This window comes from Runella sp., assembly GCF_965279615.1.
In the GTDB taxonomy this organism is placed as follows: Bacteria; Bacteroidota; Bacteroidia; order Cytophagales; family Spirosomataceae; genus Runella.
The window spans coordinates 3490884-3513880 of record NZ_OZ257252.1; the positions used below are offsets into that span (position 1 = coordinate 3490884).

The 22997-nt window shown below is 43.4% G+C and carries 17 protein-coding genes; 7 read left to right on the plus strand and 10 right to left on the minus strand.

Going from position 1 to position 22997, the window contains the following annotated elements; translation table 11 throughout:
* Positions 1 to 16 precede the first annotated feature (16 nt).
* Together ACQY73_RS14745 and ACQY73_RS14750 are read left to right on the plus strand one after the other, a co-directional pair.
* A complete protein-coding gene (locus ACQY73_RS14745) occupies positions 17 to 457 on the plus strand; it encodes a DUF6934 family protein (RefSeq protein ID WP_428667361.1) in 441 nt (146 codons plus the stop codon).
* A gap of 4 nt (positions 458 to 461) precedes the next feature.
* Positions 462 to 611 (plus strand): hypothetical protein, encoded by a 150-nt coding sequence (locus ACQY73_RS14750; RefSeq protein ID WP_428667363.1) that lies wholly within the window; start codon positions 462 to 464, stop codon positions 609 to 611.
* Between the two features lie 25 nt (positions 612 to 636).
* Here the strand turns inward: ACQY73_RS14750 and ACQY73_RS14755 are convergent, their stop codons facing one another.
* Positions 637 to 1869 (minus strand): hypothetical protein, encoded by a 1233-nt coding sequence (locus ACQY73_RS14755; RefSeq protein ID WP_428667365.1) that lies wholly within the window; start codon positions 1867 to 1869, stop codon positions 637 to 639.
* Positions 1870 to 1997: 128 nt separating this feature from the next.
* On the opposite strand from ACQY73_RS14755, the gene ACQY73_RS14760 reads away from it, so the two are divergent.
* The gene (locus tag ACQY73_RS14760; RefSeq protein ID WP_428667367.1) at positions 1998 to 3059 is read left to right on the plus strand and encodes a family 16 glycoside hydrolase; all 1062 of its coding nucleotides are present in this window, start codon (positions 1998 to 2000) and stop codon (positions 3057 to 3059) included.
* 68 nt (positions 3060 to 3127) lie between these two features.
* Here the strand turns inward: ACQY73_RS14760 and ACQY73_RS14765 are convergent, their stop codons facing one another.
* On the minus strand, positions 3128 to 6283 hold the full coding sequence (locus ACQY73_RS14765) for a PVC-type heme-binding CxxCH protein (RefSeq protein ID WP_428667369.1): 3156 nt from the start codon (positions 6281 to 6283) through the stop codon (positions 3128 to 3130).
* Between the two features lie 292 nt (positions 6284 to 6575).
* Between ACQY73_RS14765 and ACQY73_RS14770 the strand changes: the two genes are divergently transcribed.
* A complete protein-coding gene (locus ACQY73_RS14770) occupies positions 6576 to 7328 on the plus strand; it encodes an EcsC family protein (protein ID WP_428667371.1) in 753 nt (250 codons plus the stop codon).
* A gap of 194 nt (positions 7329 to 7522) precedes the next feature.
* A complete protein-coding gene (locus ACQY73_RS14775; protein ID WP_428667373.1) occupies positions 7523 to 9040 on the plus strand; it encodes an SBBP repeat-containing protein in 1518 nt (505 codons plus the stop codon).
* 78 nt (positions 9041 to 9118) lie between these two features.
* On the opposite strand, the gene ACQY73_RS14780 is transcribed toward ACQY73_RS14775, so the two are convergent.
* Positions 9119 to 9622, minus strand: a complete 504-nt coding sequence (locus tag ACQY73_RS14780; protein WP_428667375.1) for a hypothetical protein — start codon at positions 9620 to 9622, stop codon at positions 9119 to 9121.
* A 259-nt stretch (positions 9623 to 9881) separates the two neighbouring features.
* Here ACQY73_RS14780 and ACQY73_RS14785 point away from each other — a divergent pair, with 259 nt between their 5' ends.
* The gene (locus ACQY73_RS14785; RefSeq protein ID WP_428667377.1) at positions 9882 to 10928 is read left to right on the plus strand and encodes a hypothetical protein; all 1047 of its coding nucleotides are present in this window, start codon (positions 9882 to 9884) and stop codon (positions 10926 to 10928) included.
* Between the two features lie 78 nt (positions 10929 to 11006).
* On the opposite strand, the gene ACQY73_RS14790 is transcribed toward ACQY73_RS14785, so the two are convergent.
* From ACQY73_RS14790 to ACQY73_RS14820, 7 genes are all read right to left on the minus strand, one after another.
* On the minus strand, positions 11007 to 11504 hold the full coding sequence (locus ACQY73_RS14790) for a hypothetical protein (protein WP_428667379.1): 498 nt from the start codon (positions 11502 to 11504) through the stop codon (positions 11007 to 11009).
* Between the two features lie 484 nt (positions 11505 to 11988).
* A complete protein-coding gene (locus ACQY73_RS14795; RefSeq protein WP_428667381.1) occupies positions 11989 to 12876 on the minus strand; it encodes a hydroxypyruvate isomerase family protein in 888 nt (295 codons plus the stop codon).
* A gap of 314 nt (positions 12877 to 13190) precedes the next feature.
* On the minus strand, positions 13191 to 14888 hold the full coding sequence (locus ACQY73_RS14800; RefSeq protein WP_428667383.1) for an FAD-dependent oxidoreductase: 1698 nt from the start codon (positions 14886 to 14888) through the stop codon (positions 13191 to 13193).
* Positions 14889 to 14971: 83 nt separating this feature from the next.
* Positions 14972 to 16405, minus strand: a complete 1434-nt coding sequence (locus tag ACQY73_RS14805; protein WP_428667385.1) for a RagB/SusD family nutrient uptake outer membrane protein — start codon at positions 16403 to 16405, stop codon at positions 14972 to 14974.
* 21 nt (positions 16406 to 16426) lie between these two features.
* Positions 16427 to 19834, minus strand: a complete 3408-nt coding sequence (locus tag ACQY73_RS14810; protein WP_428667387.1) for a TonB-dependent receptor — start codon at positions 19832 to 19834, stop codon at positions 16427 to 16429.
* Positions 19835 to 20081: 247 nt separating this feature from the next.
* Positions 20082 to 21173, minus strand: a complete 1092-nt coding sequence (locus ACQY73_RS14815) for a FecR family protein (RefSeq protein WP_428667389.1) — start codon at positions 21171 to 21173, stop codon at positions 20082 to 20084.
* A 91-nt stretch (positions 21174 to 21264) separates the two neighbouring features.
* Entirely contained in the window at positions 21265 to 21861 is a 597-nt protein-coding gene (locus ACQY73_RS14820) for an RNA polymerase sigma factor (RefSeq protein WP_428667391.1), read from the minus strand.
* 361 nt (positions 21862 to 22222) lie between these two features.
* Between ACQY73_RS14820 and ACQY73_RS14825 the strand changes: the two genes are divergently transcribed.
* The gene (locus tag ACQY73_RS14825) at positions 22223 to 22846 is read left to right on the plus strand and encodes a TetR/AcrR family transcriptional regulator (protein ID WP_428667393.1); all 624 of its coding nucleotides are present in this window, start codon (positions 22223 to 22225) and stop codon (positions 22844 to 22846) included.
* The last annotated feature ends 151 nt before the right edge of the window (positions 22847 to 22997 follow it).

Sequence of the window (22997 nt, forward strand, 5' to 3'; positions counted from 1 at the left end):
CAAAAATGACAATTTGATGGATGAACCTTATTACCCTTACGAACGCCCTGTTACCGAAATTCGCTATGATTTCCTGAGTAGTAGTCAAGAAAAAGAAGTAAGAAAACGAGTGATTTTTACAACGGCTGATTTTAGAAATTTCTACAACTTAGCTCTTTTAGATGTACTTGAAGACAGTAGTTTATCTGACATTACAGAAAGTCGAAACAAAGACATGAAAATAATCATGTCTACAGTAATACGAATCGTAGAGGATTTTTTTGAAGCCAATCCTGACAAAGTAGTCACTTTTAAAGGTAGCGATGAACGGAGACAGCGTTTATATCGTTTAATAATCAGCCGAGATTTGGCTGAGATTCAGAAAGAATTTGTAATTTTAGGTATCAGTAAGGCAGGAATCTCTGAACCTTTTCAGCCCAATCAACCGTATGAATTTTTTGTCATTTTAAGAAAATAAAATAATGAAAGCCAAACACATACCCGCTCCTCGTAAAACAGGCAATCAAATCGTGGAAGAAAAAGTAAAGGAGTTGAATGAATTTCTGAAAAAAGTTGATATGAACCAACTTCAGGAAACGATTGAAAAGGCACGGGCCAACACCCGCAAATAAAAAAGGGCAAACGCGAGGCCTACCTCTACTTTAGTTTCACTTTGTCAACTACCCCTGATCCGTCAAAAATAAAAACCACTTCTTTTAGTGGTCCGATTGATTTTGAATAAGGCGCGGTAAAGACCTTTTTATCTTTCAAAGTGATTTCCACCTTATTATTCTTCGCACTTACATTGATGTTTTGCCAATTATAAATATCTGTACCAAAAGCGGTTAGGTCCATTTTTTTGCCGTCAAACCGTTTATCGCTCACCTTCATTTTCAATTCGCTTTCGCAGCCTTTCTTTCCTACATTCAGATAGATGTATTCGTTTTCGCCTTTGATGACGATAGCTGCTACGGGACAAACAGTACTTGCAGAAGAATCCAGCTTGAAAGACGATGAAAATGAAAACTGATTGCCGTCTGTTTTGAAATCATGGCTATCATGAAACGTCAATTTGAAAGGTTCATTGATGTCAATTTTATGACGGCTCAATAGTGCTTTATCTGCACCGATTCCGCCGTTTTTTACCCAATCGGTTTTAGGAATTACCTTATTTTCAATCTTTTTTTGGTGCGCGGCAATCACCCAATCATCGGTAACGATATGTACCGGAATTTCTTTGATGATGGAATCGTCGGCAAAAAGCTTCGCCATATAATAACCCGGCAGGTAATAAATGTCCGTTTGCTGATGGTTGTTTTTTGAAACTTCCACGCGTCGCCTTGGGTCCCACGATTGTTGAATATAAAATTTATCAGCATCCACCGAATGTACATCGTAGGTAAAAATAACGGAATTAGGCACTTTATTTTCTACAGACGTTTTAGCCGCAAATATAACGTCTGCGTTACCGGTATTTTTTCTGAAAATTCGGTTTGAAAAAACAAAAAACAACGAAATCGCGATCAACGCAATGCTGATCGGAATCCATCGGTAAGAAACCTTTCTTGTTGGGTTGATTTTTGGAGTCTGTTCCGGAATGCTTTGCGTTTTAGTATTTTCCAACTTCAACGAAAGCCAATCTTTTGAATAAGCAATATAGCTCAACGCATCCAACGTAGAGATGTGAGGAAGCCGACTGTACTCATTTCGCCAAATCCGTTTGAGGGTGGTCAGGCTGATTTTGACCCCTGAATTTTCTTCAATATAAAACACCAAAAAGTCATAGTCTTTTTGGGTCCAGTTTTCCGCATTTTGCAGGCCTGCTTTTTTTTCTACTTCTTTTTTCAGCGCATTCAGCAGCGCCTCGTCTCCCGCATTTATCTCACTCATAGTGTGTCGGTTACAAAAACAATCGTAAAATAATTCTAAAACGGTTCTCTTTTGAAATCAGCCTTTTTGACGAGCGGAATCATCTTGCGGTGTCAAAATTTCTATTCAAAATTTTAACCCAAATTAGTATGAAAACGCGTACAGCCAACTCATTTATTTTATTCTTTTTATTGCTCTCAAACTTGCTTAGGAGTCAAACCAATTTTAAAGATTGGCAGGCATTTTCTGAGAATAATACGCCGGTCACGTTGCCGGAATTAAATTATAAAGACAAAGCCTGCTTCAAACTGGACGGCAAAAACGAAGTAATTGCGTTCAACAAAACCAAAAATCTTGAGAATTTCAGAATTGATCTGGACATTGCGGGGAAGGTAATGTCGGGAATCGGTTTTCACGTAAAAAATGAGCAGAACTATCAATTTCTTTATTTCCGGCCCGGTTACGGCGGCACGCAGGAAGCAATCCAATATGTGCCTATTTACAACGGTGGATTAAGCTGGGTGTTTTATCATTATCCTGAATATGAGGCCAAAACGGACATTGCATCCTTAGAGTGGTTTCATGCCGCCATTGAAGTGAAAAATAAAATGATGAGGGTGTATGTCAACCATAAAAAAGAAGCTGACATGGCTATTTCGCTCATTGAGACAGATACCGAAAGTGGGCCGATCTTATTGCGAAGTCTGTTTGGCGAATCTTATTTTGCCAATATAAAACTCACCGAACTGCCAAAACCGCTCACAGACTGGGCCATTTCAGAACAATTGTCCCGCGATGTGGCGTATGATTACAGCCAAGTTAAAAAGGTGAAATCCTGGACCAAGATCAACGCCAAATATGACGAAATAGTGAATTTAGGAAGGTATTTTGAGTATCCCAACGGAACAGTACTTGCCAAAAGAACGATCGTCTCCGAAACCGATAAACCACAAATACTTTCTTTTGATTTTACCGGAAAGCTTCAAATATTCCTGAACGGAAAGGAAGTGTTCAATTATGCCAAATACCTCTTGGACAGGCTAACCACTGACAAACACGGCATTGTGCTTGACTTAAAAAAAGGAGACAACGAATTGGTATTTATTTCGGAAGGAGATGCTTTCTTTTTTGGCAAAGGATTTAATGCTATGGGCCGGTTCCAGCATCAGAACTGGGGATTTACTGCCCGATTATCTGAAAAAACAAGGTAATAAAAAAGTGTGAGGACAAAGGCAATCAGGGGCAGACGCGATGCCTGCCCCTACAGTTATTTGGGTGTTTATTTCTCCAACGGATGCTCTTTCAATAGCTTTCCCGAAGTATAAATATCGCTTTGACTGGCGGTAGCGGCTCGCACTTCTTTTACTTTTTCAGGCGTAATGGCCGAGGCTTTATTGCCAAATGAATTTCTGACGTAGGTCAACACGGCGGCCACTTCCTTGTCGTTGAGTAAACCGGCAAAAGGCGTCATCGGCACTTGGCCGGGATATTGTTTGCCGCTTACTTCAATGGGACCAAGAAGCCCTTTCAACACAATTTTGATCAAACGATCTTCATTTCCCTGTACCCATTTACCCGCAAGCGGTGGAAAGCCCGACGCCGAAAGGCCATTGCCATCGGCTTGGTGGCAAGTCACACAATAGCCTTCTTTGCCGTAAATGGTTTTTCCCAATTTAAATGCCTCCAGCTCAGCTCCTTTCAGCGCAGACGTTACTTCCGCTTCTTTTTTCTTCATGACGTTCTCGCCTTTCAGATGGGCTTCGGCTGCTTCATAAGCATAGATCATCCAATCGTCCAACGGCATCTTTTTTGCTTCCGCCAAAATGGGCAATCCTTTCTCTTTTCCTATCCACGAAGCTGCCACGATAGCGACTAACCGAACGCGGCTGTTTTCATCTTTGGCCGCCTGCATCAACAAATTAGCTTGGTCCGGCACCTGATGGCCTACATAACGAACCACCTCAACAGCAGCCGCTCTGGCATGGTAATCTTTGGCTTTTAGCATCTGACGCAGAAGTTTTTGGTCTACTTTATTCAATCCCCAACTTACCCACAATCCTTCCAATAAATGATGCTCATAACGCGGGTCATTTTTGTCCAATTTGGCCACCCAAGCGGTCAGTTTGGGCAACACCTGATTGGCATCTCTGCCTCTCAGTTCGCGGCGGGTACGGTAGCGCGTACGGTATTCAGGGAGCTTGAGATTATCCAACAATTGCTCAATGCTTGCACCGTCTATTTTGGCAGGCGTCACCAACGGTCGTGAAGGATAGGTGATTCGGTAAATACGTCCGTGGGAGTGGTCGCGCAGGGGATCCCGGGCGTTGTGCTGCATGTGTCCGATCAGAATATTATGCCAGTCAATGAGGAATAGTGAGCCATCAGGAGCAAATTCCATGTCTACCGGGCGGAAGTTGCGGTCTTCGCTCACGACCAAGTCTGCGCGATGTCTGCTTTTATAGCCCGTTCCATCATCCGTCAAGGTGTGTTCTTTCATTCCCAAAAATCCGATGGTATTATTGATGAGAAAATCGCCCTGCAATTCATCCGGGAAATGGCGACTCGACACAAATTCCAATCCCGAAGTAGGGCGAACCATGTGTTCTTTCTGAATCAACTGAACGCCTTTGTGGGTAGCTTCACCATACCTCGGCAACACCGTACCGGGCAACATCCAACGCACATCCGGGCTGGACGTTTCAGCAAAGAAAGGTTGTCCCCAATCATCAAAAGCAATTCCCCAAGGGTTCGGAATGGAAAGCTGTGCGGTGCGTTCTAATTTATGCAATTGCGGGCTGTAGCGATAAAAACCGCCATTTGTCGCGCGAACGGTTCCGTAAGGCGTTTCAATGTTGGTATGTAAAAATACCCCTTCACCCGAATATATCGCTCCCGAAGGATCTACGGAATAGGCGTGACTGTTGTGGTGCGTATCGTGGTCATCGTAGCCGCTCAACAGAATCTCGCTCTTGTCGGCTTTATCGTCTCCGTTTGTATCGGTAAAGATTTTCAGGTTGGTTCCCTGCGAAACATAGACGCCTTCTTTCGCAATCTCAAAACCGAGGGGAAGGTGCAAACCGTCCGCAAATACCGTTTGTTTATCGGCTTTTCCGTCGTTGTTAGTATCTTCAAAGATGAGAATTTTATCATTGGGTTTAGAATCACCCGGCTTGTAATGTGGGTAACTCGGCATTACCGCCACCCACAAACGCCCTTTGTTATCGAAAGACATTTGCATCGGCTTGGCCAAGTCAGGAAATTCTTCTTCGGAAGCAAAAAGCTCAATTTTATAACCCTGCGGTACTTTCAGCTTACTGAGTGCGTCTTGCCCATACAAATAGGTGAGACTGCCGTTTTTCTCCGGATTGAAGTTGGTTTTGACGGGCGGCAGTGGCGTGGTATTTTTATCGGCAATGGTAAGGTCTAATTTTTCACCTTTCGAAGCCGCCAACCAAATAGCGCTGTCACGAATATCGGTCAGTTCGCGAATTTTCTGAATTTCGGCAGGATAATTATCAGGGCCAAACGGATTGTAACGGCGACCGTAAACGTGTACGCCATTGGGAATTTTATAGTCATTATGCCACATCCAGTTTTTCTCCAAAACCGCCTCACGCACCAATTTTCGGTTGGCTTCGGCTTTGGGAGCTGTTTTTCCAAACAGTTGGTCGGCCAATAAAACGCCCAATTTCTTATATCCTTCCTCGTTCAATTGTGAACCGTCAATGGTCAAAAACTCCTGACTGTCAGCGTACCATTTTTGAGAAGGTGTAAAGGCATCAACAAATAGTACATTATTTTTTTCCGCCACCTCTTTCATTGCTTTGGTATAGAGCAACAGGTTCGCATTTTCTTTTATGCCGTTTGGCAAATCGTATTTCGACGTTAGGTCTTCAAATGCGATGGGAGAAACAATGGCCAATTGCGGAGCCGTTTTTCCATTGTATTTCTGATTTTGGGTGTATTTGATGAACGCATCCAATTCAGCTTTGTAATTGGCCAACCCTGCCTGCCCCTGAAACGATTCGCTGTAGCCGAAAAAGGCAACGATTATATCCGTTTTCAAGCGGGTAAGCCATTGATCCGGCGAATCGAAATGGCCTTCGCTGTTGGAGTAGTTGGCGTATTCGGTCTGGAATTTTTCAGCGCCCGGAAAAGCCCAAGGCAAATTACGACTGGCGTGTGGCCGAAAGCCCGGCGTATCGCCACCATCGCACATATTACGAATGACAAGCGAATTTTCGGGATAACGAACGTACATTTCGGTTTCAAAATGACCGTAGTTCATCATCCGTGACCCCAAATTTCCTCCAATCATAGAAATATGAGTTCCTTTTTCAATTTTAAGTGTTTCAGGAGGGCTGGATTGAAAGGCACTGAATGCAATCAGCCCTATTCCAATGACAATGAGCAATCCCTTTATGTGTACTCGCATGGGCTTAGTAAATTTGACAATAGATGAATAGAAAAATGGATTACACGACGGTTTGTATAACAGATGGTGTTTTTTATTTACAGGTGTTATCACCTGCAAGGGCTTTATACGTTCGTAAACTACTAAAGTATAATCATCGTTATTTATAATAGTAAACCGGGGAGTTTCTGCCCAATTCTCCAAAATCCATTAAAGAATCAATTCATTTTCCCTGAAATCCATATTTTCACTTTGAATTTTCAGGGTTATTCTGTAATTACACCCAAAAGAATTATTTACCTGAACTGTCATCATGTCAACCGATTTATCCACCTTATCCTACGAAGAACTTGCCAAAAAGGAATTAAAGGTATGGCAACGTCAAATGCTTAAAAAACCTTCGGCGGTCAATAGACTGTCAAAAGCAGCCCAAACGTGGATCAATAACTTAATTCCCGAAAAAATTCACGAAGTAATTACGACCACTATTAAGCAAATGACCCGCGGTGTATTGTTTGGAGCCGAATTTATTACACCTCAGCCTATTCCTGCCGAATCGTTGGAGGAACGTGAACATACCGTTCAGACACGAATCAATTTTTACAAAACAGCAGGTGCGGCCGAAGGAGGCGTAGCGGGTGCCGGCGGTTTCCTGTTGGCTATGGCCGATTTTCCTCTTTTATTGAGTATCAAGCTTAAATTGCTTTTCGACATTGCCGCCCAATACGGTTATCCGATTGATGACTATCGCGAACGTCTTTATATTTTGCACATTTTTCAACTGGCGTTTTCCAGTCAGGAACGCCGAAAGGAAGTGTATTTACAAATGGTGAATTGGGATGAAAAAAGCAAACAACTTCCTGAAGATATTCATGCGTTTGACTGGCGTATTTTCCAACAGGAATACCGCGATTATATCGACTTAGCAAAAATGGCTCAGCTTATTCCGGGCATTGGGGCGGCCGTGGGTGTGGTTGTAAACTATCGTTTGATCAATAAGTTGGGTAAAACGGCCATGAATGCCTATCGGATGCGGTGGGTGGAGGAGCAGAAATTACTTGAGTGAGGTTACATCTATTTTGCCAATATCAAGATTTTTAAATAATTATTAATAATGTAAAATACGCAATAAGTTCTTCAAGAAAAAGCCAAATAACCATTTGATAATTTTTTGAAGCAATTTACCCCGCAATCATTTATTGCTAGCCCATAGTCAGGTATATTCGTTTGGTTCTTATCCAACAAACAGTACTCAACGCTATGAACAAGCTATATATTCTTCTGTTTTTAAGCTTTTGCAGTTGCCAATTACAGGCTCAAAATACAACCATTTCGCCTACTGTTTTCAATCCGCCGAGTTTGTCTTACGAAGCAATTTTGTCGTTACCCTCTCCGGCGAAGGGAAGTGTAGTGTTTGATTCTACCTTTAATGTATTACGAATATACAATGGCACCAAATGGGTATACCCCTTAACGGCCGGCCAGGAACAACCGCTTGGGATACTGGCTTGGAAAGCAGGCGGCAACAATGAGGATCAAAGCACCGGTGTTGCCGTAGATGCTGCCGGGAATGTATATATTACGGGTTTTTTCAACGGCACAGCCCTCTTCGATACCACGAGCATTACCTCCGTAGGCAGTTTTGATATTTATGTTGCTAAATACAATAGTTTTGGAAAATTACAGTGGGTCCAACAAGCAGGCGGAACGGAAGATGAGTATAGTAACGCGCTTGCTGTAGATGCTTCCGGTAATGTATATATTACAGGCTATTTTAGTGGAGTTGCGAATTTTGGCACAACAAGCGTTACTTCCTCAGGTTATGACCTTTTCATAGCTAAATATAGCCCTTCAACCCATACGTGGATTTGGGTACAGAAAGCAGGAAACGGATATATAGTTCAAAGCAACGGAATCGCGGTAGACCCAAGCAATAATGTCTATGTTACAGGTTATTTTCAAGGCACAGCCACCTTTGGCGCTACCACTCTTACTGCTGCAAATTCTGACATTTTTGTGGCTAAATGCAACAGTAGCGGCGTATTTCAATGGGTACAAAAAGCGGGGGGACCAGCGGGTGATTCAGGCAGTGATATTACCGTAGACGTTAGTGGCAATACTTATATTACAGGCTATTTTCGCAACATTGCCACCTTTAGTACTACCAACCTGACTTCAGCGGGCGAAACAGACATTTTTTTAGCTAAATACAACAGCAGCGGTACATTACTTTGGGTACAGCAAGCCTCAGGAATAAGTTTTGATGCAGGCTCCGGAGTTGCCTTAGATGCAGGCAGTAATGTATATATTACCGGCGGATTCTCCGGTACAGCTTCTTTTGGAGCAACGAGTATTACCTCCGATGGCCCATCGGATATTTTTATCGCTAAATATACGAATTCAGGAACAGTTCAATGGATACAAAAAGCAGGCGGAACAAGTAATGGAGGCAGTCGAGATGTTGCCGTAGGCACCGATGGAATTGTTTATATTACAGGAAGTTTCCAAGGTACAGCTCTCTTCGGCACAGTCAGTATTACATCAACCGCATCAGGATTTGATGATGTGTTTGTGGCTAAATACAATCCTACTGCAAATACATGGAATTGGGCGCAAAAAGCGGGTGGAATTCCCCATGATTATAGCGCCGGCATTGCTGTCACCCCTAATAACATTATTTATATTACGGGAATGTTTCTCAATACAGCCACTTTTGGCACTGCAACACTTGTATCATCGGGTGGAAATGATGTTTTTGTGGCACGAGTTGTGGAATAAGCTCAGGAATAAATTACATTCCTAAGCCCTTTGTTGGTGAAAAAAAACACCATCCAACCTCGAAAACTACGAATCAGATCATTTAGGAATTTGCGCATTCTTTAAGCACTCCGCATCTTGTTTTAATTGAATGCTTTCTTCTTCCGGAACTTTAAAATCATCGGTTTGGATGCGAAAACTGAGAATACGTTTGCCTAAAAACAACTTAAATTCATTTTCAGTGATCCGAAACAAGGTAGCTGATTTATAAAAGTCGGTTATTTTAGAAGGCTTTACGTCTATCATTTGCTGTCGTCTGACAATTTTGGAACCGTCGGCAAAAAAAATAGTAAAATCAGTCAAAGCCGTATAAAAGGTTGAATGATGAACCTTTAAATGAGCATAGTATTGGGTTTCCCCTTTTGATACTGCTTTCTCAAAGAAAATACGCTCTTCTTTTCCTTTCTCGTCGGTTGTCGGGGTAAAAAACCGATGTTCGCTGTTAAAACTGCTGTATTCGTAATGAATCGCTTTTTCGCAGCCTCTTTGCGAAAATACCTTAAAGGACATAAGCAGGGTAACGAGAAGTACTATTTTTTTCATAACGTTATTTTGGGGCAAATTATAACAAGATTTACGCAAGGCAAAGGACATCAGAAAAAATAGCCAAAAAAAATATTCTTGGCTATTCCGGAACCCTAAAAGCTATAATCCATGGCCAAGATTGACCTATGCAACAAATGATTGCTTTTTCCTCATTGATCAAAAGAAAATTATTTTTCTTACTTTGATGGCTTATTCCAACAATCCTACGACTAAGCTCACACACCGGCACAAGATTTTGTCTATCAAAAGGACCACAATGAAACAGTTGATGAAACTTGATAAAAAAGAAGCTGCTACTGTCTCAAATGCGATTCGCTTTTGGGAAGATTCTCACAAACTATCCCCTGAACTGGCAGAAGAGTTGCGAAAAAGCTACGAAGTCCGCAGTTCCAACGTCGACACCATTGCCTGGTATGCTTTTATTTCGGCCGTTTCCTGCGGGTTATTGGCGTTTGGGGCATTGGTGATCGATGAAAAATGGATCGAGTTACTACGAAAAAGATGGGAATTTTCGGAAGCAACCGTTGGCATTGGATTTACGCTCGTCGCAGGAGTTTTTGTCTATTTGGCGCGCCGGCGGAAAGTAAAATATCCCAATTCTCAAATTAGTAATGAATCTTATACCATTACCATTGCATTAAGCGTAGCGGTTGCCATTGCCTACTGGACGCGCAGTCTGGGGCTTTTCGACGGGCATTACGCACAACCAATACTGATCGCTACTATTATTTACGGAATTATCGGCGCTTTTCTGCCTTCGCAACTTTTATGGGTAGCCATGCTTTTGTCGCTTGTTGGCTGGTGGGTAGGACAAACATATCAATGGTCAGATGGCGGATTTCGATTTGCAGGAATGAATTATCCGTTGAGTATTACTCTTTTAGGCTTAGTGATTTGGGCCTCTTCATGGATGATCGAGAAAGTCAAGCCATTGAGTTCTTTCGAACGGGTTACGTACGTTTTTGGGTTGGTGGTATTCCTTTTTGCGGCTTGGATGCTTTCTATTTTCGGCAATTATGACGATCTCAGTCGTTGGTCGGCCATCAAACAAGGTACACTTTGGTATTGGTCAGCAGGCTTTACTGTGGTATTGTCGGCACTTACCTTTTATGCTTTTCGCAGCAAAAACGACACGCTGCGCGATATTTGTCTGGTATTCTTTTTGGCCAATATCTACACACGATACTTTGAATATTTTTGGGACAGAACCAACAAAGGAATCTTCTTTGCTATTCTTGCACTGTCGTTTTGGTTCGTAGGCAAAAAAGCCGAACAATGGCGCAGTCAGGAAAAGATCGCTTAACATACGAAAGGCGTATCATAAGAGTTTGACCTCTTTCTGATACGCCTTTCTTCTGATCTATGGAATTGAATAGCTTGATTATTCTTCAGTCAAACGAATAGCTGTTTGATTTTTGGTATCTAAATGATTAATGTTTGTATCCACTAATACACTTAATACACTCGTTACGGTCATTTCATCCATGATTGGCAATGAAGCCATCAATTTTGCTATGTTGATACGTTTGGCAGGCATTTCTACATTTTCGTCCATTGTGGGCAACGAAGCCATCAATTTTGAAGCGTATAGGCTGGCAGGAACTTCTACGTTTTCGTCCATGATAGGTAAAGAGGCCATCAATGCAGAGGCGTTTACATAAGCAGGGGTTTCTACGTTTTCATCAACGATTGGTAATGAAGCCAATAAAGAAAGATAATTTACAGATGATTTAGTGGTAATTACGGACTCAACATCTTGGGTTGGCAAGGAAGCCATCAAATTGGAGGCGATAAGCGACTGATCTTTCTGTGGTTGAGCTTCTGCTACAGTACTTAATACTAACAGACTTAAAGCGGCGGTTGCGATTAACGATTTCATGATTTTAATGTTCTTAATTGTTGGCTGTATTTTTTTGTTTTTTGGCTGTGTGTCTTAATGACATGACAAAGGTGGCAGGTATTTTTGAGCCTGAAAAGCGAAATAGTATGAACCGTGGGTTTTAAAGGGTGAAGTGCATAAAATATCGTTTGAACGGAATTATATTCTGTACAAGCTCGCTCGACTCCTTGTAAAAGGCCAAAATCGCACTTTTATTGAACAAAATAAAAATTTTACAGAATATAATTTGCCTTAAAATTATACAACATAGATAAAATATGGGGCATTTTTGACAATACCTTCAAAACAACCTTCTTGGAAAAAGTTTTTATTTTGTTCAAACGCAAACGAGTCGCGCTTTTGTGAAAGCACGACTCGTTTTTTTATCTGTGTAAATTAAAAAATATAGAAACTATAGCGGCTTTGAGAAACCACTTCTATCGGGTTTGAGAACCCGACAACACATCAATAAACTGACAGTACATTATATATCACAAATTTCCACCGCCTGCTTCAATGAAGCGATAGGGTCAGGGCGTTTGGGAATGAATTCCTGCGCTACGTACCCCTGAAAACCTGTATCAGCAATGGCTTTCATGATGGCGGGGTAATACAATTCCTGCGTATCGTCGATTTCGGCGCGGCCCGGTACACCACCGGTGTGATAATGTCCAAAATACTGATGATCTCTTTTGATAGTGGCGATAATATCGCCTTCCATGATCTGCATGTGGTAAATATCATACAGCAATTTAAAGCGCTCCGAGCCGACCCTTTTGCACAATTCAACACCCCATGCACTTTTGTCAGCCTGGTAATCTTTGTGATTTACTCTGCTGTTCAACAACTCCATAATCATGGTGATCTTATACTTTTCCGCTGACGGTATGAGGCGTTTAAGGCCCAGGGTGCAGTTTACCAAACCTTCTTCGTCAGAAATACCTTTCCTGTTTCCAGAAAAGCAAATAATGGTATTGAGGCCTGCCTCTACCAACTTAGGAAAGATTGCTTCATAACTCGCTACAAGTTCATCATGGTATAAGGGATTGTTAAATCCTTTTTCAATTCCCATACCCGCGCCGTTAGGCAAGGCACACGTTAACCCATATTTTTGAACAATGGGCCAGTCATTGGGTCCTAACAATTCAATGGATTGAAGTCCCATAGCCTTTGCTTCGCGAGCAAGATCTTCCAGAGGGATCTTGCCGTAACACCAGCGGCACACCGATTGTTTGATCCGACCTTTTAATTCAGGACCCAGTGCTTTATTTGATGCAGTAAAAGCCTCCGTCAGCGTTAAAGGTGACAATATAAGAGCGGCGCTTCCTGCTACATTTTTTAAGGCCGAACGTCGAGATAATGATAGTGGCATATTTCTTTGTTGTTTAGTCTATGCTATGTATTTGTAAAGCACTTACAAATACATAGTTACCCTTACTTCACTTTCAAACCCACAAATAAAAAACCTCGGCGAAGCTCCCCGAGGCTTTTTCAATACTAACCAATTGTAAAGTGCTTTCGCACAAGCTAAAGTTATTGAAATTCCGGCATTTTTCTTAATTATGTTCTTTTATGAGAAAAAGTTATCTTTTTTTCATCTGTCAAGTCTTTATATAACTTGATAATTCCCTGTGGATTGAACAACTGAATTACCTAAAAAACTCCTTAAAGAAAAACTATTTTTAATCATAACTCCAATCGCTGCTTATCTTTGAGTAGCACTTCACGAAGTTTTTCGTAAGGCAATTTTTGCGGCGAAACTTTAGTATCAATTGCCAACACCGCCGCCGTCGCTGCCGACTGCCCCAAAATCATGAAAACCGGCTCCATCCGAATCGAGCCAAAGGCAATGTGCGAACTTGACACACAGACCGGCACCAATAAATTATTGCATTCATTTTCTTTCGGTAAAATCGCCCCATAGGCGATGGAATAAGCGCTTTTGGGATGTACGCCAATGTCGCCTTCGTTTTGTACATAGCCATCTTTTTTGACATAGCGCTGTGCATTGTGAGCGTCCAACGCATACGATCCCATCCCAATCGGGTTGGGCACTTTGGTTTCTGCCAATGCATCTGCCTCTTTCATCACAAATACGCCCAACATACGCCGCGCTTCGCGAATGTACAATTGATGCGGCCAGTTGCCGTTATCGGTGAACTCATCTTTCGGCAATCCCCATTGCTTCATTTTGTCCTGAACGTCGGCGGGCACGCGCGGGTCGTTTTGCAGAAAATACATTAATCCCTTTTGGTACAGTTCGTGGTCTTTGATGATCGCTTTGCGACGCTCATAGCTTGCGTCGGGATAATCGTAGTTTTTGCCGATATAATCTGTGCTGAACGGGCCGTGATTGTTGGTATCGGTTTTACGGTTGGGAATGGGGTCAAACTTATCGTAGGTTTCGCGCCAACCCGTTTTGAACACCCGTGCATACAGCTCATACCTTGCAGGATCATAACCTACGGGTTTCGGAAAAGGAATACGATTGTCGGGATGATTGCTCAGGCACATTCTAAAACAATACGCCTGAATTTTATTATCGCCGGTTCCATTAGGGGCGATTTCTTCCGCCGATATTTCGGGCAATAATCCGCTTTTAGGATCACCTTCTATTTTATAAGGGCTCACGTTTGATTTAAAATAGTGCCCATGTTGAAATACACCTGCCTGTACACCGTTTGATCTTTCACCGTATACGCTGTTGGCTTCGCGTCCAACGTGGTATTTTACACCTGCTGCCGCCATAAGATCGCCTTCGTACGTGGCATCAATAAACATTTTTCCTTGGTACACATTACCACTCAACGTTTTAAAAGAAGTGATACCGCCCGACTGTTTGGTAACGCCCTTGGCCGAGCGGTCGAGCCATTCGTTACGGTAAACGGTGAGCTTGTATTCTTTTACAAAATCTTCAAAAACGCCTTCTGCTGCGTGAGGTTCAAAGATCCACATGGTTCGGTTGGTACCGTCAATGGCGGGAGTACCTTGTCCTTTGTTGCCGTATTCTACCTTCTTTTGCCATTTCCATGATTCTTCTTTTTGATAATGGTTGTAAAGGCGTTGGTAAAACTCACGCGACAATCCACCGATCACTTCTTTGTTGCCCGTATCGGTAAAACCCAATCCACCCGACGACAGTCCGCCCAAATGTTTGTCGGGAGAAACAATAATGACTGTTTTGCCCATTTTTTTGACTTGTACCGCTGCCGTGACCGCCGCACAGGTTCCGCCATAAATAATTACATCGGCCTGAAATGTTTTGGCAGGTTTGGTCAATTTTGGGGTATGGCTTGGCAATAGGAGAACCGCGGCCAAAAGCGTTCCAAAAATCGTTACTTTTAAGGTCAAAAACGGTGTAGTAAGACGTTCAAAAATGCTCATTTTATCAATTAGTTGAATAAGGTTCAGAAACAGTAAAAGGGGTTTTCGGGCGTTTTTTTACTACCCGAAAACCCCTTTAAAAATTAATAGCCGGGATTTTGATCCAATTTTGGATTGACATCCCGCTCCGTCTGCGGAATAGGAAACAGGTAATGCCTTTCTTCTACTTTAATGCTCGGATTTTGTGCCTGCATTGCACTGATTAGCCGTTTAGTACGCACCAAATCATACCAACGATGGCTTTCAAACGCCAATTCAAGGCGTCTTTCCAACAACACACTCTCCCGAAATTGTGCCTGAGTAAGATTGGTAAGCGCCGGCAATCCCGCCCGGGTACGAACACGGTTGATGGCGGCATACGCTTCAGCGTTGTTGGCACCCTGTTCGTTGAGTGCTTCGGCATAGATCAGCAACACATCGGCGAAACGATAGATCGGAAAATTATTCGCTCCGTCGCCGTTGCCGGTCGCGGTAGGATCTAAGTATTTATAGACATAACAGGGAAACGTAACGCTGGAAGGAGCCGCAGGAGTACCCGTAGCGGTGTAAAGTCTCAGATTGACATTACGGCGTTTGTCGTCGGCGCGGTAAGTATTGTAAAGGTTGTCGGTTACCGGATCATCCCCGAAACCCGATACGCCATTGACCCGGTCAAAATTGGGACGCATGTAGCCCTGCATGAAACTTCCTTCGCCAACGCCGCCGCCCAATGCCTGCATTTCAAAAATGGATTCTTTCCCGTTCTTATTGGCAATGGCAAATACATCGGCATAATTGGCCCACAGATCATAAATTCCCATGTCCATTACTTCCTTGGCTTTGGCCGATGCTTTAGGCCAATCCTGACGTGTGAGGTACACTTTTGCCAAAAATGCTTTAGCGGCCCCCTTCGTAGCCCGCCCGCGGTCGCCTGCGCTGTAAGTGGTAGGTAAAACCGTTTCAGCGTCGGTAAAGTCCTGAATGATTTGTTTATATACATCATCTACGGAAGCGCGAGCCACCGCCAGATCACTAAGCGAGGTCGTTTCTTTAACAACCAAAGGCACTCCACCGAACAAGCGAACCAACGTAAAATAATAGAATCCACGCATGAATTTAGCTTCCGCGATCAAACGATTCCTCGAGTCAGTGTCCATCGGAACCGCCGGCAAGCGGTCAATCACCGTATTGGCTCGGCTGATAGCCCGATACACAGTGGTCCAAACGGATTGAAACGTACTGGTGGCAGGGGTGAAAGTATACTTATCAAGGTCATTTTTCGCCTGATTGGCCGTTGAGCGCCCTCCGCCCCATTCCGCGTCGTCGGTGGCTTGGTCCTGCAATATCCACATGACCTGATTGTACATTTCAGCCGTATTCATCAGATCATACACCGAATTCATGGCCGCTTTGGCATCATCGGCATTTTTGTAAAAATTATCGGGCGTAAAACTTGATTCGGGAATTTGGTCCAACACATCACAGGAAGTTACTCCAAAAGTGAGCGTCAGTGCACAGAGAATATATTTTGCTTTCATTTTCGTCATCGTTTTAAGTAATTAAAAACCAATATTTAACCCAAACATCAAGGTTTTGGCGGCGGGATAACTGCCGTAGTCAAATCCTTGGCTGCGACTGTCCTGCCCAAAACGGTTGACTTCGGGGTCATAGCCGGAATAGTTGGTCCATGTCACATAGTTCTGAGCCGTTACATACGCCCGTAACGACTGGATTTTAAGCGCTTTCAACACCGTCGGCGAAAAGTTATAGGCCAATTGCAAGTTTTTCAAACGCAGATAGGAACCATCTTCAATCTGGCGCGTCGAAATGCGGTTGGCCGGACGGGTAGTTGATGCTCTCGGAATATCGGTATTGGTATTGGAAGGCGTCCAGCGATTGAGCATATCAAGGTCCTGGTTGTTGGTACCGTTGAGGTATTCCAACTCAAACCGATTGGCATTCAGGATGTTATTTCCATAAACGCCCTGTAAAAATACTGTCAACTCAAATCCCTTATACGAAAATGTATTGCTGATTCCACCGATAAACTTAGGTTGCGCCCGCCCGATGATGGTACGGTCGTTATCGTCAATTTTCTTATCGCCGTTCAGATCCAAGTACTTACGGTCGCCGGGCTTACGCGCTTGCGGATCGCTGAGGGCCGTTAATTCGTCAGTAGTTTGGTACAATCCATTGGTTACATACCCATAGAAGGTTCCTAACGGCTCACCTACGCGCACGATGCCCGAGTTGACGTTTTGGGCGATGTTGGCTACCTGGCCCGCAAATATTTGCGGCACACCGCCAATATCCAGCACGGTATTGCGGTTGGAAGCAAAATTCAGGTCGGTGTTCCACTTAAAGGCTCCGTCCAGATTATGTGACGAAATACTGATCTCAATGCCTTTGTTTTCAACTTTACCCAAGTTCTTAATCGCACTTGAATAACCGGATGTACTTGGAATGGTCACGTTCAAAAGCAAATCTTTCGTGCGCTTCAGGTACACGTCAGCAGTAAGCGTAAGGCGATTATTGAAGAATCCGGCGTCGATGCCCAGATCTGCCTGCGTCGTTGTTTCCCATGAAAGGTCAGGATTGGCGATTTGTGAAGGCCCGATACCCGTCGAAACGAGATTGCCCAACACATAATTCTGCGTTCCTAATAACGAATACGCCGGGTAATTTCCGATACCGTCCTGATTTCCCGTTGAGCCGTAAGTAGCGCGAAGTTTCAGATCGCTTAGGAAACGTACACTTTTAAGGAAACTTTCTTCCGACACACGCCATGCCAACGCCGCCGAAGGAAAATAGCCGTATCGTTTGTTAGCCCCAAACCTCGATGAACCGTCTGTTCGGAACGACGCCGTAAACAGGTATTTGTCTTTGTAACCATAATTGATCCGCGCCAAATACGATTGCAACCCCCACGTGCCAATGCCCGATGAAGGCACCAACGGCACCGAACCGGCACCCAAATTGCCCGAGCCTAAATTGTCATTTACAAAGTTGCGGGACGAGGCTGTGCTGTTTTCAGTACGGTTGGCCTGTTGCGTAAACCCTAACAAGGCATTGATGTTATGTACCCCAAACGATTTGGAATACGTAAGCAGGTTTTCGTTGAGCCACGTCAGCGATTGACTGTTAAAAATGGAAGCCGCTCCCCCCTGAGCCAAACCGCTTGATACGCTGCGCGGCAAATAGGAATCCTGCTTCTGCAAAATGGCGTCGGCTCCGAGCAATACTTTCAGATTTAACCCTTCAATGATCTGATATTCAGCAAAGACATTTCCAAACGCGCGAAACGCCGTGTTGATATTTTTACTTTCACGCGCCAACGCCGCCGGGTTATCGGCGGTAAATGATAAAGCGGGGCTTGTAATCAGGTAAGTACCATCAGGATTGTAAACGGGCAAAATCGGCGGAAACTGTAAGGCGGCCATCGTTACCAAGCCGGCACTGCCCAGGTCGCCGTCGGTGCGCGCCCGATTGGTAGAAGTGCGATTGATGGTCAGACTGTTGCCTATTTTAAGTTTATCCGTCAGTTTACGGTCAAGATTTAATCGAAGCGAATAACGATCAAAGTCAGAATTGGCCACCAATCCCTGCTGTTTAAAATAGCCGCCGGCCAATGCATACTGTGTACGTTCATCGCCACCGCTTGTAGAAAGCTGATAATTGGCAATGGGAGCCGAACGAAAAATCTCATTTTGCCAATCCGTTCCTTCACCGAAAGCGTCCACCTGCGCTTGGGTATAAACCGGCGCGCGGCCTTCGTTAGTGTTGGCATCGTTGACAAACTGCGCATATTGAGAAGCGTTCAGCACACCGTATTTTTTACGAACCTGCTGCACGCCATAGTAGCTTTCAAAGTTGATGGTTGATTTACCGGCTTTACCGCGTTTGGTGGTGATAATAACAACACCGTTGGCTCCGCGAGAACCGTAGATAGCAGTGGAAGAAGCATCTTTCAACACGGTCATTGATTCTATATCGCTGGGATTCAACGTACTCAGTACGTTAAAACTTGAACCGCTCCCGGCACCGTCGTTCTTGAACGGAATTCCGTCGATCACGTACAACGGCTCGTTATCTCCCTGAATGGAGTTACCGCCCCGAATCCGAATGGTGGTAGAACTTCCCGGCGAGCCGGAGTTTTGGGTTATCTGTACCCCCGCTGCGCGTCCCTGCAAGGCCTGGTCAAGAGACGTCACTGCCACTTTTTTGATTTCTTCTACGGGAACAGTCGCTACCGAGCCGGTCAAATCACTCTTTTTGACTTGTCCATAACCCACTACCACTACTTCGCTGAGCGATTTTATGTCTGTCTTCAGCGCTACGTCCAAAATACTACGATTCCCTACGATGATCTCCTGTGGTTCATAGCCGACAAAGCTGAACACCAACACTGTTTTTTCGTCAGGCACGGCGAGCGAATATGTGCCGTTTTGGTTAGTGGTTGTTCCTTTATTCGCCCCTTTCATTACCACGCTTACGCCCGGCAGGCCCGCACCGTTTTCATCGGTGACGGTTCCTTTGACGGTTTGTTCGATGGGTATTGCGTTTGGGAGAAGTTCCGTACGGTCATTCTCCGATGCCGCACGAGGAGGTGTACGATTGAGAAGGATTTTATTTCCTACCACCTCATATTCGATATTAAGCGGACGAAGCAATCCTTCCAAAATCGTGGAAAGGCGCTCGTTTTTAGCCACCAGTGTTACTTTTCGTTTAGATGAGATCAATTGGGGACTGTACATAAACCGTACATCCGCTACTTTTTCGATTCGTTCGAGGGCGCGGCCGATTTCCTGGTTTGCTACCTGAACGCTTATCTTGCGTTCAAGGAGTTCCTGCGCTTTGGTGTCTATGGCGTATCCGAAGGAAGTGCATAGAATTGTCAGAAATAATTGGTAACAAGTGATTCGCATGATTTTGAGCAGCAACTTGTTGAATTGTCGATGTTTTGACATAATTTTGATCTTTGTTGGTTTACAAGATTGACAAAAATATCCCCGCACTCGTTAAATAACGGGTGTCACGAAGCCTGAGAAACTTTGGGGAAAACTACGGGTCGGTGATGCGGACACATCACCGACTTTTTTTGTTGGTTAATAGCTAAAACTTTTTCAAATCATAGAGTGCCTACGGGGTTAAAAGGTTCTGTATTTATCGAAGTTTGTGGAGTTTATTGTTTGTTAATCGCATTTGCTTTGTGTGTTATTTACATCCTTTACCATTGACCACAATCTGTGCGTCCATCAATTCATAATTGGCTTCCAGTACTTTACAGATCAGATGCATTTTTTCCAGCAACGGTTCGTCACCGAGCGTAGCGGTGAGTTCGCACGCCCCCATAAGTTCTTCGTCGTACACGATCTTTACGCCGTAGGCTTTTTCCAAAACCGCAAACACGTCTGAAATGGGCGCCTGACGAAATTCAAAACTTTGCTGTTGGATCTCAGACAACGCCAACAACTGCGGCTTTTCGACCAAAGAGCGCACCAATCGGCTGTCGGCTCGGTGAAACGTTACCTGCTGATTGGGCGTCAGTACGAGGCCTGTAAGCTCTCGATTTTTTTGTTTGGAGCTTGCCATTGGATCTTCCCGAGAAAAGACCGAAACTTTTCCCGTTTTGACAATGACCCGTACTTCGCGGTCTTTTTCGTAAGCCTGCACCGTAAAGGTGGTCCCCAACACTTTGGTTACCAATCCATTGGCAAATACGAAGAAAGGTTTAGCAGGATCTTTGGAAACTTCAAAAAAAGCTTCGCCCGACAAAACAACCTCCCGCTTGTCGGATGGAAAAATGGTGGGATAACTGATGCGCGTTTGTGGCTGTAACACCACAGAACTGCCGTCGGAAAGCGTCACTAATTGGGCGCGGGAGGTTGTATTGGTAAATTCGATCAGTTTGACTTCGTTCTGAATTTGCTGAACTACTTCCTGATAAGGGGTTACGTTATCAGTATTATTCTCACGATAAATCAACCAACCGGCAAGCGGAACCAAGATCAACGCCGCTGCCACTCGCACCCATGTTCTGCGCCAAAGCGGAACAACAACCGCACGCTCTTCTGCCCGTTGTACAAGTTGTTGGATCGCCTCATCAATTTCATCTTCTGAAATTTCTTCCTGAGCGCGGTACAATGTGAGCACAATTTGTTTTGCACGCTGCACAACCACCGCCTTTTCCGGGTAATCTATTAGCCAATTTTCCCAAAAAAGCGGCTCCGCGTTTTCCAGAACCCACGCCCGAAACAATTCATCTAAGGCCAACGCTTCGGCGGTGTAGGTGGTATAATCAATCATAGAAATAATTGTACTTTGATACCTTGTCTATAATGAGATAGACAGCTTCATCTTGGCAATACTCAGTTGAAGTAATTTTTTTTTGATTTTTTTATCCCGCCCAAATGCAAACCAGCATTTTGGCCAACGAAAACCAATTCGTTTTCAGTGAAGTAAGGGCGCGGTGCAGTAGATTAGCTACCGACTGACGGTTCATGGTCAAAATTTCGGCGATCTGGTCGTTAGACAGACTTTCGTAGAATTTGAGAAAGATAATTTCCTGCTGGCGTTTGGGAAGTTTGGCCAACGCCGCTTTTACTTTTTCTTCATTTTCCTGAAAAAGCTCATTTTCGATCAGGGAAGATTCGGCAGAAGTATGATCAGAAAAAGGGATGTCGTCGTTGAGGTCTTCGGCGTCAAGCATCCATCGTTCCTGACGAAGTTTACGGAAGAGATTGTTCCGAAGTGATTTTATGAGATAAATACGCACAAAAGGTGTCTCGGTAAGGTATTCCCGCCGTTCCCATAGTTCCAAAAATAAGTCTTGAATACAGTCTCTGACAATTTCACGGTCTTTGGTGAACTTAGTGCCATAATTGAACAACGCACGGTAATGACGCCGTGAGAGTTGTCCCAATGCGCCGCTGTCGCCTTCTTTGAAGCGTTGCCAAAGCAGTTCTTCTTCCGTATGTAAGAACTTGATTTTCAAAAGGCCGATTTATGCGTTTTATCAAAGTTGACATCAAATTAACAAACAAACCTTCATAAATCATACTATTTTTTATAGGCTAAATACCAATTCAAAACCACCTTGGCACAGTATTTTGATATAGTATATACTACTGAATAATAACTAATTGTGTTACATAGTATTAAAGGATAAGAAAAAATGAAACAGGATTTTTCTCATATATTCAACAAAAAATCATTTGTTTTTTTAGACAAAACTAATTTTTTATTGAATTAAATGCATATTTTAAACATTTGTTTAAAATATGCATTTAAAATATTTGGTGAATAAAAAAATAGTTGCAACCTTTGACGCAGGTTAAGAAAATCAGGAGGTTAAGGTGACGTGTATTACTCAATCAAGTGAAGAAAAAATTAAAGAAGCAGCGAAGTCTGTTTTTTTAAAAAAGGGTTTTGCAGGAACTACGGCGAGAGATATTGCTGAAGCAGCCTGTATGAATATTGCGCTGACGAATTATTATTTTAGAAGTAAGGAGAAGCTTTTTCAGGAGATATTCAGGGATCTGTTCAGTTATTATTGCAAGAACACTTTAAAAATCTTTGAGAAGCCGATCAGCATTCGGGAAAAACTGATCGAATTGATCGAAGAGGATTTTCAGATGATGAAAACAGAGCCAACGTTGGTGTTGTTTTTAATGACTGAAATTCACCGCGACCCGGAACGTCTTTTACCTGAGTTGACAAATTTCAAACAACTGTTAAACGTTACGTTGTCAAACCAGATCAAAGAAGAGATCGATAACGGCAGAATGCGGAATATTTCGGTTGAGCATTTGATGCCTTTGATCATGGGAAGTTTGCAGTTTATTTTTGTCGGCAAAAACCTCAATATGAAGATGCATAATTCATCGGAAGAAGAATTTAATGCGTTTGCCGAAAATCATAAAAACCTAATTATCAGCATGATTACAGAATATCTTTTTATCCCGGAAGCCGTTATTTAGTATTTTTAACCGTGTTTGAACAATTTTTCCAAATAATTGTTTGTAACTTTAAGTTGGCCATCTTACTTCCTTTACCCTCTGCGAAATTACTGACACCTATGAAGGAATTGGCTGATCACCAATTTAGCTTAATTTATATATCTGACACACA